The following is a 14,075-nucleotide window of genomic DNA, read 5'->3' as shown; positions in this document are numbered from 1 at the left end:
ATTATGCAGGAAGGGCGGGGGATCGGGAAATTAAGAAAGAACCTGATGAAAATGTTCAGGTTCTTTTTGAGTTGCACAAAAAAAGACGCAATGATATAATCAGATCACGTCTGCTTTCCCTTATATAAAGTTATAGTTACCCATCTTATAATTTTATTATATCAAGCTGGAAAGCTCTTGTCAAATTTTTTTTCGAAGGAGAGATGTAGAATGGGTTCTTTGGTGCTCGGTTTTCACGAAATGGAAAAAACACAGCTTTTGCTCGTTGGGGGAAAAGGGCTACATTTAGGGGAATTATCAAAAATTCAAGGGATACAAGTGCCAGAAGGATTTTGTGTGACAACAGTGGGGTACCAAAAAGCAATTGAACAAAACGAAACGTATCATGTTTTGTTGGAACGATTAGCCATGCTAAAAATAGAGGATCGAGATCAAATTGGTGAAATCAGCAGGGAGATTCGGCAAATCATTATGAAAGTGGAAATTCCTTCTGACGTTGTAAAAGCAGTTACTCAATCTCTCTCTAAATTAGGCGAGGAACATGCCTACGCAGTGCGGTCCAGTGCGACGGCTGAGGATTTACCACATGCCTCTTTCGCCGGTCAGCAAGACACCTATTTAAATATTATCGGCAAAGATGCGATCTTACAGCATATCAGCAAATGCTGGGCTTCCCTGTTCACGGAGCGCGCGGTAATTTACCGTATGCAGAATGGTTTCGATCACAGGCAAGTTTATTTATCAGTTATCGTTCAAAAGATGGTCTTTCCGCAGGCTTCGGGGATTTTATTTACCTCTGATCCAATCACCTCCAATCGAAAGCTTGTATCCATCGATGCCGGTTTTGGTCTTGGGGAAGCGTTGGTCTCTGGTTTGGTATCTGCCGATAATTATAAAGTTCGTGATGAGGAAATCGTTGAGAGGAGGATAGCAACCAAAAAATGGGCTATTTATGGACGTAAAGAAGGCGGAACAGAGAGAAGGCAGATTGATCCTGATCAACAAATAACTCAAACCCTTACTGAAGAACAAATTTTACAATTGGCATGTATCGGAAGGCAGATCGAAGCTTATTTCGGTCAGCCGCAAGATATCGAATGGTGTTTGGCTGATGATACATTTTACATTGTCCAGAGTCGGCCAATCACGACTTTATACCCTATCCCTGAAACGGAAGATCAAGAAAATCACGTCTATATCTCTGTCGGTCACCAGCAAATGATGACAGATCCCATAAAACCATTGGGATTGTCTTTTTACCTGTTAATTACTCCTGCACCTATGCGTAAAGCCGGTGGGAGGTTATTTGTTGATGTTGCACATTGGCTGGCTACAACTGTCGGCCGGGACACTTTATTAAATACCATGGAATCCGATCCGCTCATAAAAGGCGCACTCATGACCATAATAGAGCGGGATTTTATAAAATTGTTACCAAATGATAAAAAGGAACAAATTCCTGGTCAAAGCCGTAAAGGCATTCCGTTTGCGGGTTCTCAAGCACAAATCGAGAACGATCCGGCCATCGTCTCTGATTTGATTAAGCGCAGTCAAACATCGTTAGACGAGTTAAAACAAACGATCCAAACGAAATCGGGAGCCGATTTATTTGATTTTATCCTGACAGATCTCCAGCAATTAAAGAAGATTTTATTTGACCCGCAAAGTTCGGCTGTGATTAAGTCAGCTATGGATGCATCAATATGGATTAATGAACACATGAACAAGTGGTTGGGCGAAAAAAACGCAGCAGATACGCTTTCTCAATCTGTGCCAGGCAATATTACTTCAGAAATGGGTCTGGCGTTATTGGATGTCGCAGATGTGATTCGCCCTTATCCGGAAGTCATTGAGTATTTACAACGTGTAGAAGAGGATGACTTTTTAGATGAACTGCATCAACTAGAGGGTGGACAAGAGGCTCAGGATGCTATCTATGATTATCTCAGCAAATATGGAATGCGATGTGCCGGAGAAATTGATATTTCCAGAGCTCGCTGGAGTGAAAAGCCAATTACACTTGTCCCTATGATTCTTAATAATATTAAGAACTTTGAGCCTCATGCCAGCCATCAAAAATTTGAGCAAGGGCGGCAGGAGGCTTTGAAGAAAGAACAAGAGTTATTAGACCGATTGAAGCAATTACCGGAGGGTGAACAAAAAGCCAAAGAAACCAAACGAATGATCGACATTATCCGGAATTTCAGCGGTTACCGGGAATATCCAAAGTACGGCATGGTTCAGCGCTACTTCGTTTATAAGCAGGCTTTACTGAAAGAAGCCGAACGACTCGTACAAGCGGGACTTATCCATGAAAAAGAAGATATATTTGATCTTACGTTTGAAGAACTTCACCAAGCTGTACGCACCAATCAAATGGATGACCAGATCATCAGAAAACGAAAAGAGGAGTACAAATTATATGAAAAACTGACTCCGCCGCGTGTGATCACTTCTGACGGTGAAATCATTACAGGGGAGTATAATCGAGAAAATCTCCCAGCTGATGCCATGGCAGGCCTGGCTGTTTCTTCAGGAGTGATTGAGGGGCGCGCGCGTGTCATCTTAAACATGGAAGATGCTGTTCTAGAGGACGGAGATATATTAGTCACCTCCTATACTGATCCTAGCTGGACACCATTGTTTGTATCCATAAAAGGCCTGGTTACCGAAGTTGGCGGATTGATGACCCATGGAGCAGTTATAGCGCGTGAATATGGTTTACCGGCAGTTGTTGGAGTTGAAAATGCTACCCAGCTGATAAAAGATGGGCAACAAATTCGCCTTCATGGAACTGATGGCTACATTGAAATATTATAATAGCCGGTGGAGGGTAGGGAGCCAACAGAATTCTCCCATCAGCCCCTAACTGGGAGTGGCGGGCTGACGGGATTAGCAGTTCCCATTGATTCAACAAAAATCGATAGCACAATAAGAAAAGCTGGAACCTCTTAGAGGAGGAATCCGGCTTTTTTAGTAAGTGAATAATGGATCTTAAAAGGTGAAATCTTGATTATAAAGGGGGCTGAGATACAGAACACATAGGTGGCAGACGACATTATGATAAACGTATGCTGGAACAAAATATGAATTGAAAAACGGAACAAGAGTAAGGATATGGTGCGTAGGCAACCACATACAAACATTTGAAAAAAAGTTTTGGGTGGGACTCTAAAGTATGATGCTGACTGAAAAGAAAGAGAGAAGTAATACTGAGAATATAAAAGAACCGTTCAAAAAGAATGAACGGTGGGTTTAAAAGCAGAGTTTTTTCCTTCGGGGCAAAAGGCTGAACATCAAAGCTCAATATGGTGTTTCAAGCTCTTTATTTAAGATCGTTAAGGACGGCTTTTGCTGCCTCTGCGATAAGAGCATTATCATAATTAGCATCTTTCGTAAACCGATTTGATAGGATGGCCAAAACAATAGGAGCTCTGTTAGGCGGCCAAACGATAGCAATGTCATTTCGTGTCCCGTAACTTCCGGCTCCGGATTTATCGCCGACTTCCCATCCAATTGGAGCACCTGCCCGAATCAGTTCGTCTCCGGTCGCATTGCCCCTCATCCAATCGGTTAAGATCGTGCGCTTGTCAATTGTGAGAGTGTTGTCCAAAGTAAAAGCTTTAAGATCGGTTGCCAGTGCTTTTGCAGTGCTTGTGTCACGAATATCACCAGGAATCGCAGTGTTTAAATCAGTCTCGAATCGATTTGCTTTCGTTACATGATCGCCCATTTGTTTCAGTGACTTTTCAAAACCTTTAGGGCCGCCAAGTTGCTGCAGCAATATGTTCCCAGCGGTATTATCGCTGTAACGGATAGCCGCTTCAGAGATTTCTTTTAGACTCATGCCTGTATCTAGGTGTTTCTCTGTGATTGGAGAATATGTAACAAGATCGTCTTTGCTGTAGTGGATGACTTCATTAAGTTTTTCAATTGAGTTTTTCTTCAGGACAGCAGCTGCGGCCAGAACTTTATAGGTTGAGGCGTAAGCAAATCGTTCATGCGGCCGATAAGAGATTGTCTTGTTTGAACCTGTATCAATTGCATAAACGCCAAGCCTCGCATCAAACTTTTTCTCAAGCTGAACAAATTTTTTATTCGTTATACAGCTTGTCACTTTTGTGTCTTCTATGGATTTTGCTTCAGCATGTGTTGGGCTGTATAAAGGATACAAACCAGCAAAGCTTAGACATAAAAGTCCAACACATATTCCGAATTTTATTGACGCTGCGTTCTTCAACGTAACCACGCCTCCTCATCCAATTAACATCATAAAATCAGGAAAAAATTGATGACGTTTCCCATGAGAGTTAGTGTAACAAAACCTATTAAGCTCGTAAACATAAAATCAAATTCATCTCACTTTTCGATTTTTAATCATAAACAAGACAATTTATTTTTAGAATGAACAATACGCAGAATATTACATTACTTTTAATAGGAAAAGGTTCAGGGTGTATTTCTATAATTGTTTTGCTGCCACCCATATGTCATTATGAAAAGGGGTTTAATATGACATATCAAACCAGTAAATCCAAAAATGAACTGATGCAGCTGTACGGAAGTCATCTGTTAGAAAGCTTTATCAATTGATTGTGATAGGAGTGTTAATCAATGAAAACAAGGAACGTTTATCTTTATGTTTTTCATACAATGTCAGATTGGGAATATGGATATTTAATTGCTGAACTAAACTCAGGGAGATATTTTAAAAAAGATCGATCACCATTAAAAGTAGTTACAGTAGGAGCTAATAAAGAACCGGTTGCGACGATGGGAGGAATAAGCATCAAACCAGATATTTCCCTTAATGAGTGTACTCTTGAGAGTCATGACCTTGTCATTTTACCCGGAGGAAATACGTGGGGAGAAGATATTCATCAGCCGATCTTGAAAAAAGCTGGCGAAGCTTTGAAGCTTGGCACGATTGTTGCTGCTATTTGCGGTGCAACCCTTGGTCTCGCGAATGAAGGAATCTTAGATTCTAGAAAGCATACAAGCAATGACTTAGAGTATTTGAAAATGGTCTGCCCTGCTTATAAAGGAGAAGAGTTATATGAAAAGGGACCTTCAATATCTGATGAAAATTTGGTAACTGCTTCAGGAATAGCTCCCCTGGAATTTGCGATGGAAGTACTGAAAAAATTGGATGTGTTTGCACCTGATACATTGCACTCATGGTATAAGCTAAATAAAACTCATAAACCTGAATATTTCTTCGAGCTGATGAATACATTAAATGGAAATTAAGAACCATTTAACTAAGTGTCCCTGAACTTATGGGGCATTTTTTTATGCAATTCTAATAACCTGAGATACTCGTTTGTCAGAAAGAAAGCGGTGCAGCAGATAGCAGATCGTTTTTTTTGTACTGAATTTCATCAGAAGGCAGCAAGTTGATGCATAAATGTGAAACAATAACAACATTTGGATCGTAATGTAACCATAAAGTTGAATCAAGTTGCACAATTTATTTTCTTGTTTAGTGCATATTTTCATGAGATGAAAGGGGTATCCAAATGGCACAGATTCATCATATCCAAAGCGGGCATAGCAATCATCCCAAATGGTCAGTCACTATTTTGCTCAGCTGGGGATCATTCGTATTCGCTTTGTTTTTTGCTACATTAGTCGGTACAATGGCCAGTCAAGCAGGGGCTTCCAAGCTCTTGCAGCACAGTATCCAAGCAGGTTTAGTGACTTTAATTAATGTCCCGTTGCTCTACATTCTGCTTAAACGGTCGTCTAGTAGACCATTCTGCTCTATCGGACTGTCTGGGTGGCGGCAAGCCATTCCTAAAGCCATGATGGGGGCAATATATGTGATTGTTCTATCCGGATCTGGATTCACGATCGCCCATTTATTGGGCTGGATTAAAATTACACAATTTCACTTTTCTGGACATTTAGTGACATCATTGCTCTTAAATATGATGATCGCTTTCTTTTATGAAGCTTTTCCAGAGGAATTAACGTTTCGAGGGACGGTGTATTCAGCTCTAAACAGGCGATTTAATGGTTTCACAGGCTTACTCCTGCAGCCGATCCTGTTTGTCCTTGCACCATTAACTGTAAGCGGGTTGCAATATATAGCTGGAATTGAAACATCCGCTATTACATTAGGTTACATCATTTTATTGTTGTCTTTTGGAATTATCCTTCAACTTTTGCGAATGGTAACGGGAAGCCTATGGACGTCTATCGCCTTTCATTTAGCCTTTCTCGAAAATTCTCGGTTTTTCGTCCGGCAGGGGGAGGAACGCTTTATTACCTATGAAGAAATTGTGCCGGGTACTGGAACTCTGTTTGTGATCTTTTTTATGTTGCTTATTGTTGGCACGCTCCTATTAATACCTGCAGTTATAGCTCGCTGGCGGGGTAAGAATAAGAGAAACGAGAAAGATGTGGAAGTATGATAAGTGTGACGCTTGGGCTAATCTTTGGTCCGTATATATTTGTTCCTCGGGTTTTATGGCAGTCATTCCATTTAATTCAAATCGTGTATTTTACTATGTTCACACCAAGAATAAAGGCTGCTGAACCAAACAGTAAATATCCAGACCATTTTTGTTTACTTGATATTGCTTGAAATCCGACTAAAGATAAGAGGATTGCAACGAATAATTGCGTGATCAGCATGAATAATTCATTTTGATTAAATAGCGAATATACACAAAAAATCAATGCGATGCAAGAGACCGAAATTTTCGCGATTTTTAACAAAGTACCACTCCTTATGCAGTCATAAAATAACGTTAACATACCAAACATCTTAATCGGAGAGCAATAAGAATCAAGGTTAAAGAAATATTTTGAATAAAATGTAAACAGAGCAAATGAACCTAAATGCCCTGTTCTATTCCGCATTGCCGGCGTGAATGGCAGAATCCAGCCTTTTTACAGACTTATAAACTATAAACCAATTGTCGTAGTGTTCTTCATGAGAGAAAGGTTAATATTGACTTGGATAAAAATATTTAGTAACTCTAGAGTGGGGATACGATACTTGAAAATGAATGAAAAGGATTAAAAGGGGTGATAAGCTATAAAAAAACGAATCGTGCTTTCCAGTATGATAGGCATCCTGTTATCCATCCTTGGCCAATTATTCGGAATCTTATCTGATTTCTTTCTTTCGGGTAATGCTCGGTTTATAGGCATTTTAGCGGGATTTGTTGTGTTATTCAGTTTAAAGGCAAGAAGTATAGATATGCAATCCTTTATCGTAGGTTCAAGTACGGCGATAGGAATAATGGGCGCAGGGATTTTATACTTTCCTGCTGCGCTTATCAATATCTCCATTGGTTTTGAACTTAACAAAAAGAGACGAGAAGAAAACAAACCGATCTAAGCAGACTGCTTTTGTGTAGGAATATCATAGAAAATGACAGTATTAATATAACAATTGTTTGGTGAGGCTGATATGGATATAAAATTTTACAGGCTTCTTAGCACAAATGAAGTCGAGTTTTTTCAGGTCATTGCTTAACTGAAGAAAGATATCATGAACACTTCATAGCTGATACCTATTCTTTTATAGATGATCTGTTAAACATGAAACCTGATTGCAACTTCTTTATTAAATAACAGATGTATAAATCAGATTCTGAGTTGCTGGAATTTGATTTTCCATTTGATACAAGAGGTAAACGAAGACATTAATCTAAATAACATGAGCAATAGTGATTTTAATTACCTATCACAAAAATAATTTTTGAAAAAGAAGATGACATTTTTACTCATTCAGAATTACTCGGTTTTATTTAGAAAGGGGTCGAGTAAGATGGATAAGAAAAAGGATGAAATTCAAAGAAAATATAGAGAACAGATGAGGGAGAAGGAAGAACGAGAAAATGAAGATGGAAGTTCACATACTTTTGAGATTGTTGTTGTACTAGCCATCATCATCTTGATGTTTTTCTTTAATCAAGTGTTTAAGGCTTTTTAGAGAAAAGATATCTTTTGAAAGCTAAAGCGAGGTGGGGAAAATAAAGCAATTAGATGGTGATAGGACCCCGGATTGCTGTGTTGCCTGTCTACACGACCTAATTGCCCGTCATGAAAGCTAGTGTCTCACATGCAGACATTAGCTTTTCGTTGTTACATCAGTTAGGCCAAACTGCCGTGCTAAGCGGGAGGGTGAGAATTGGTTCATTTCGCAGGTGATTCAGATCAAACTACCCGCTGATCCATATAGAGTTGGCGAGGGGACTTCTGAGCTGTGTAAAATGCCGAAAGCTTGATCAAAATGGTCAAAAAACAACCAGAGTCACATAAAAGAAAAAAGCAACGATTCGATCGCTGCTTTTTCATTTTATTCATTCACTTTCATACGCTAAGGGAACTTTAATCCAGACTCTGTTTTTGCGGGACTCAGTTTCTTAACTTGTTTTAACGTCGCTACTATAAGAAAGCTAACAATCACTAACAAGAGCCATGAGCTCACTTTTCCTAGATGAACGAGGCTCCATGCCTCGGTTTGGTTTGGGTAAGTCCAAGCTCCAAAAAACGTTGCGATATTTTCGGCTATCCATATGAAAAATCCGATAAGCACAAAGGAAAGTGCAAGCGGCATACGGTAGCGAATTCCATTCACCTCATATATAACCCATGATTGCCAAAAGACAATGATGACAAGGCCAGATAACCACCAGCGAATGTCAATCGAATAATGGTGGATGAAAAAATTCAAATAAATCGCAGCCGCAAGCGGTACGACCGCAAAAAAAGGCGGCCACTTAACCAGTTCAATATTAAGTCTCCTCCACGCCTGGCATAGATAACTGGCTACACTTGCGTACATGAAGCCGCTATACAAAGGCACCCCGAATATTTTGGAATACCCTTCCTCTGGATATGACCAGGAGCCCATATGGACTTTGAAAAGTTCAAGAGCGAGCCCAATGAGGTGGAACAAGGTGATCACTTTTAATTCATCCCGTGTTTCTAGACCGGAACGAACCATCCCCCACTGCATGAGAACGCAGATGATGAGCAGCCAGTCATACCTTGGCAAGAAGGGAAGAGGAATGATTTGTGTAATAGCTAATGAGGCAAAAATAACGACAGGAAACAAACATGAAAGGGCCTGTTCCCAACCAAAACGAATGAGTTGTTTTAGGGCTCTCATGATGTGTGCCTCCAAAGGTTATTTCTGCATATATGCAAGGCACGCATAGATGGATATAGGGTTATGTTCATAGGGTCACCGCCAAATCTGTTTATTGTTCTTTTGTCCTGTTTATGACTCCTGTGTGTCTTTATCACTTCGGTATTCTAAAATATCTCCGGGCTGACATTCTAAAGCCTTGCAAATTGCTTCTAAGGTTGATAATCGAATGGCCTTTGCTTTTCCGTTTTTCAATATCGAAAGATTAGCCATTGTTATGCCGACCCTCTCCGAAAGCTCTGTTACGCTCATTTTTCTTTTAGCAAGCATCACATCAATATTGATAATAATTGCCATGTTCATCACCTCAGACCGTTAAGTCATTTTCTGATTTTATATCAATCGCTTCTTTTAACAGTTTTTGAAGAACAGCAGCAAAGACCGCAATTACCATTGAAGCAAAAATAATGACAAAACCTATGACGATGATACCTGAGGCGTCGTCTGTCTCGGCAACAAAATAAAAGGCTGGCACGCCGGCTGCAAACAAGACGCTGATAGTGACCGCGCAGTATGTAATATTTTTTAAAGCTTTTACAGCCATATTAGAAAAAGCTTCGTTCTTGTCAATGTAGTTTAACAATTTAAACGCTTGATAAAGAGCAAAGTAAAATGGTATCGCCGCTGCATACAAAAAGATACAAACGAGATATTGTATATAAGCCATATTCGGAAATAATTCTGCAGTATAATTGGCTATCTTAGGAACCGCAAAAATACACAAAGCTAGAATCGGAATCCCAATAAGAATAACAGCTATCCTTAAAAAGAGTGTTGATACTCGATTCATGAAAAGCACCTCACTTATTATTGTCCATTTGAATGTACCATACGTTTTATCGTTTCTCAATAAAAAAATATCGAAATGGATTATTTTATTATTGCTATAAAAGATACTTTTTTCATTTAGATAAGACAAAAAGCATTTCTCATTCCGGAGAGATGCTCTATAGTTTTACACTTTTGCGACTAAATGAACGTTGTGCATGAGTGAGCCCAGAGATTCGGAGATATAGCTCTTTATAAGGGCTTTTTTATTGCTCAAAATATGCAGCAACTCTACAAAGCAAACTAACGAGGGAAGACATACATCAAAAAATAAGCCGCTGTTCATACTAATGCTCAGGAGGTAAACCGACTTATGATACACATTTGGATCACTGGCCTTTTATTATTGGCTCAACCGAGCGAGCCGCCTGACAGCTTAACGGTCACACAACAAGGACGGACGATTGCCACTGTTAACCGTGAGAACTTTACGATGCCTCTTCCCGGCACCCCGATGATTGACCATGAAAAGTACCGTACATTTATCGAACAGCTCAATAAGCAAATTTATCGGGAGCCGATCAACGCCAAGCTTAATAATCAAGGAGTGATCATCCCGGGCAGGATTGGCTTCAAACTGTATCAGCAGGCGTTTAAGGAAAAATTTTATACTTATTTCTATGGGCAAGGCCCTTCCAAGGTAGAAGTGCCGGAATTGAACATTTATCCGAAAGTTGACAGCGAAATGCTTGCTCACATCAGTACGCAGCAGCTTGGTCAGTACGTAACATATTTTAATTCGAATAATAAAAGCCGTTCACATAATATTTCCCTTTCCGCAGAAGCAATTGACAATTATGTTGTTTTCCCTAATGAAACATTTTCATTTAATAAAGTTGTTGGAATGAGGACTCGGCACAAAGGATACAAAAGCGCGCCTATTATTGTGAAAGGTGAATTGTCCGAAGGTGTGGGCGGAGGAATTTGCCAGGTATCATCAACATTATTTAATGCAGTTGATCGCGCAGGGCTGCGAATTGTTCAGCGTTATTCCCATACAAGAAGCGTACCATATGTTCCGCCCGGACGTGATGCCACAGTAAGCTGGGGTGGTCCTGATTTTCGATTTAAAAATCAATATAACCAGCCAATATTAATTCGGGCAAAACGATATGGAGGAAGTATGATTGTTTCGCTTTATTCTTCTGATGTGATCAATAACAAACTGAGAATAGTTCCTAAAGCGCCCTCTCAAATACCTAAGGAAATAAAAACCGACCGGCAGTAGATATTATTTTTGGACAGAACTAATGAAAAAGGAAGAAGGGACAAATAAGTGAAGAGAGTATTATTTTGCATATGCGGTTTATTATTTGCATGTACTTTTGTTCAATCAAAAGCGCTCGCCCTGACTTTTACGGTATTGCCCATTACACAACAAACAGACCAGTGGTCAGTAGAAGTAAGTGAAGCAAAAGAAGGAAAAGAATTTGCGGCACCTAAGGAAGGAAAATATAATGTATATTCCTTGGAAGTCAAAAACATAGGAAAAGAAGCGGCTACGGTGGATGTGCAATTGTATAGAAATGATCCTGATTCAATGACAAGGTTTTCACTTTTTGGATGTCCCGATGAAAATTGCGTAAAACAAAGAGAGGATGCTAAAACCTTAGCTGAAAGTTTAAACGATGGCTCCCCAATGAGGTTTAATCATTTTTTGCTGGCAGAAAAGGCCTCTGAATTAGAAGTTGTGATTATTTGGACGCAAAAAGGGCAGGAAGGACGCCAGTTAAAACAGACCTTTACATTCACTGAAAATGGTGTTAATTAAGCTGTAAAGCAAATTGCTATTATCCCTGCTGCGGAGGAAGGGAGGGGGAGAGTCAAATAAATATGATAGGATGGTTTTGATGATTAGGTCCATTATTTTGCCAGAGGAAAAAACGAAAATAACTGTTGGAAAACCAATCAAAGATGAGTCAAACGTCAAAGTGACTGCGATTTATGACTACAGAGAAGAACCAGAGGAAGCCTTTTGGATACACTTGTCCGATGGAAGTGAATTGTTTGTTGATGATCACAAAGTTTTTATTGAATACGAATAGAAAGTATTGAAATGAACAAGCAGTTAAATCACCTCCTCGCATGTAAGCTTAAAAAGATTTATGCGGCTGCATCTTTGAAAAAATGCAGCTCAGTTAAAGCCCTCAATTTTCAAAGTTTTCTAGATTGAGACATGAATATAACCTTTTCGCCAAATCTAATTCCCCTTTACTCACTGTATTTATAACATATACTCATATTGTTCTGAGTTCATCATTCTATAAAGCAAAACGAAGGATAACTAGTGCTCTGGAGAGATACCAAGAGGAAACCGCTTTGGATTTGATTTTCAAAAGTAAGAATATAGGAAGGTTTTTTTATTTAATTGGCAAAATGAAAGAGAAGAAGTATTCGAGATGGGATGGGTATTCAAAGGAGGGGAGAAGAGGACATGAGCTACATTGAAATCACAAAGGAGAATATTGAAGACAATCATATTTGCTGTGCATTGGGTGCGAAACAGTATGAGCATGCGGTCAATGAAAAGAAGCGATGGCTCAAAGCCCGCATGGATGAAGGATTGGTATTCTATCGCTTAGATGAACGGGCAAAAGTCTTTATTGAATACTTACCTGCAGGTGAGGCATGGGTGCCAATCAATGCACCTAATTTTATGTATATTAATTGCCTTTGGGTATCAGGCAGATATAAAAATAACGGTCATGCGAGACGATTGTTGGACAAGTGTATAGCAGATGCGAAAGCACGCGGAATGGATGGGATTGTCCATATCACAGGAAAGAAAAAACTTCCTTATTTAAGCGATAAGCATTTCTTTGAGCATATGGGATTTACTTTGCTTGATGAAGCCTGCCCTTATTTTCAATTAATGGCTTTAACATGGAATGGCCTTGCTGCTTCACCTGCATTTAAGCAACAGGTGAAAAGTGATTTTGTGAATGACAAGGGGATTACGATTTACTATACAGCTCAGTGTCCATTTGCAGTGGGCGTGTTAGAAGATTTGCGGGAATTGACTGCAAAGAAAGCGATTCCATTTCAGTCAATTCGGTTATCATCGAAAGAAGAGGCGCAAAAATCGCCAGCCATTTGGACGACTTTTAGTGTTTTTTTTGATGGGAAATTTGTGACTCATGAGATCATGAGTGTAAATAAATTTGAAAAATTACTTAATAGACTATCAATAGTTTGATTAAAAAAACAAAAGCCCACTTCACATGAGGCGGCTATATTCTTTGAGCTTTTTTCTTACTCTCCGATCGGTCTTTCAGCGACTTGTATGCTAGACGGTGATTCTGTACCAGTTAAAAAAGACACGCAAAGCAATCGTTTTGAGGGTGATTGACTCAATGAAACAAAGATGCATGTAAAGGCATGTTATAAGCTTCAGCTTTGTCTCTGTAACACTGTAATTTAAGCTCAAAAGTGTAAAGCAGCGATCTGTTGTTGTATCACTGGCACTTTTTTATTCTCTTTTCAGTAACATTTTCAACCCATTATCCTACTAAAAGAGAAGAAAGTGAGGAAAAACATGAGAAAAAAGAGCAACATGAAAAAATGGCTAGTGGTGATTGCTGCATTTTTGATGATCTGCATTGTATCGACCTTTGTTACGGTGTCAGGAAAGAAAGTGAAATATGAGGGCAGCGGGAAAAGCGGATTATGGGTTTCTAACCTTGAAAAATCGGACAAAACTTCAATTGGGCCTAATTACTTTTTGAATTTGTATTGGCAGGGGAGTAAGACAGACGAAAAAAGGACTGTTGTTGGGAAAATCACTTTATACATAGATGGCCAAAAGTATGATGATAGGGAAGGTTATGATTTATCAGAGTATACAGGCGAAGAAATGCCAGGCGGAGGACAAATGGAAGACCACATTGCTACCTTTGATTATATGCCTGAGGATGAAGTGATCGGGCATGACGTTTTGGTGAAAGTAGAGTGGAAAACAGGCGGCGGAAAAAAACAAACAGATGAAATCAAATTATATCAGAAGCCATGGTATAAAAGTTAGTTCATTTGATAAGCAGGTGATCACATCAGTGGTCACTTTTTTATTTGCGATCTCAAG

At 39.4% G+C, this 14,075-nt stretch carries 14 protein-coding genes; 9 read left to right on the top strand and 5 right to left on the bottom strand.

The genetic code is table 11. From position 1 onward, the window contains the following. The first annotated feature begins 210 nt into the window (after positions 1–210). Positions 211–2,820: a phosphoenolpyruvate synthase gene (ppsA, locus tag G4P54_RS10820; protein ID WP_167872657.1), complete on the top strand. Its 2,610-nt coding sequence runs from the start codon at positions 211–213 to the stop codon at positions 2,818–2,820. Between the two features lie 505 nt (positions 2,821–3,325). Here the strand turns inward: ppsA and bla are convergent. Further along, entirely contained in the window at positions 3,326–4,240 is a 915-nt protein-coding gene (gene bla / locus G4P54_RS10815) for a class A beta-lactamase (protein ID WP_420809517.1), read from the bottom strand. Positions 4,241–4,614: 374 nt separating this feature from the next. On the opposite strand from bla, the gene G4P54_RS10810 reads away from it, so the two are divergent. Continuing rightward, a complete protein-coding gene (locus G4P54_RS10810) occupies positions 4,615–5,250 on the top strand; it encodes a type 1 glutamine amidotransferase family protein (protein WP_167872655.1) in 636 nt (211 codons plus the stop codon). Between the two features lie 269 nt (positions 5,251–5,519). Further along, positions 5,520–6,416 (top strand): CPBP family intramembrane glutamic endopeptidase, encoded by an 897-nt coding sequence (locus G4P54_RS10805; RefSeq protein ID WP_167872654.1) that lies wholly within the window; start codon positions 5,520–5,522, stop codon positions 6,414–6,416. A 76-nt stretch (positions 6,417–6,492) separates the two neighbouring features. Here G4P54_RS10805 and G4P54_RS21300 read toward each other — a convergent pair whose 3' ends face one another. Further along, positions 6,493–6,723, bottom strand: coding sequence for a hypothetical protein (locus tag G4P54_RS21300; RefSeq protein WP_240939653.1), 231 nt, complete (start codon positions 6,721–6,723; stop codon positions 6,493–6,495). 1,060 nt (positions 6,724–7,783) lie between these two features. On the opposite strand from G4P54_RS21300, the gene G4P54_RS10800 reads away from it, so the two are divergent. After that, the gene (locus G4P54_RS10800) at positions 7,784–7,948 is read left to right on the top strand and encodes a hypothetical protein (protein ID WP_024715428.1); all 165 of its coding nucleotides are present in this window, start codon (positions 7,784–7,786) and stop codon (positions 7,946–7,948) included. Positions 7,949–8,335: 387 nt separating this feature from the next. Here G4P54_RS10800 and G4P54_RS10795 read toward each other — a convergent pair whose 3' ends face one another. The 3 genes from G4P54_RS10795 to G4P54_RS10785 all read right to left on the bottom strand — a co-directional run bounded on the left by G4P54_RS10795 (position 8,336) and on the right by G4P54_RS10785 (position 9,959). Beyond that, a complete protein-coding gene (locus G4P54_RS10795) occupies positions 8,336–9,130 on the bottom strand; it encodes a DUF817 domain-containing protein (RefSeq protein WP_167872653.1) in 795 nt (264 codons plus the stop codon). Positions 9,131–9,241: 111 nt separating this feature from the next. Continuing rightward, on the bottom strand, positions 9,242–9,466 hold the full coding sequence (locus G4P54_RS10790; RefSeq protein ID WP_024715430.1) for a helix-turn-helix domain-containing protein: 225 nt from the start codon (positions 9,464–9,466) through the stop codon (positions 9,242–9,244). A gap of 10 nt (positions 9,467–9,476) precedes the next feature. Then, positions 9,477–9,959, bottom strand: a complete 483-nt coding sequence (locus tag G4P54_RS10785; protein WP_167872652.1) for a DUF2975 domain-containing protein — start codon at positions 9,957–9,959, stop codon at positions 9,477–9,479. Positions 9,960–10,310: 351 nt separating this feature from the next. Between G4P54_RS10785 and G4P54_RS10780 the strand changes: the two genes are divergently transcribed. From G4P54_RS10780 to G4P54_RS10760, 5 genes are all read left to right on the top strand, one after another. Then, positions 10,311–11,225, top strand: a complete 915-nt coding sequence (locus G4P54_RS10780) for a VanW family protein (protein WP_167872651.1) — start codon at positions 10,311–10,313, stop codon at positions 11,223–11,225. Positions 11,226–11,273: 48 nt separating this feature from the next. Then, positions 11,274–11,768: a YozF family protein gene (locus tag G4P54_RS10775; RefSeq protein WP_167872650.1), complete on the top strand. Its 495-nt coding sequence runs from the start codon at positions 11,274–11,276 to the stop codon at positions 11,766–11,768. A gap of 79 nt (positions 11,769–11,847) precedes the next feature. Then, positions 11,848–12,042 carry a hypothetical protein gene (locus tag G4P54_RS10770; protein ID WP_024715434.1) on the top strand — a complete coding sequence of 65 codons (195 nt, stop codon included), beginning with the start codon at positions 11,848–11,850 and terminating at the stop codon, positions 12,040–12,042. A 389-nt stretch (positions 12,043–12,431) separates the two neighbouring features. Then, positions 12,432–13,193, top strand: a complete 762-nt coding sequence (locus G4P54_RS10765; RefSeq protein WP_167872649.1) for an N-acetyltransferase — start codon at positions 12,432–12,434, stop codon at positions 13,191–13,193. Between the two features lie 339 nt (positions 13,194–13,532). Then, positions 13,533–14,018, top strand: coding sequence for a DUF4944 domain-containing protein (locus G4P54_RS10760; RefSeq protein ID WP_167872648.1), 486 nt, complete (start codon positions 13,533–13,535; stop codon positions 14,016–14,018). The last annotated feature ends 57 nt before the right edge of the window (positions 14,019–14,075 follow it).

The organism is Bacillus tequilensis (assembly GCF_012225885.1).
GTDB classification, from domain to species: domain Bacteria; phylum Bacillota; class Bacilli; order Bacillales; family Bacillaceae; genus Bacillus; species Bacillus tequilensis.
This window is presented reverse-complemented; position numbering and strand designations above follow the sequence as displayed.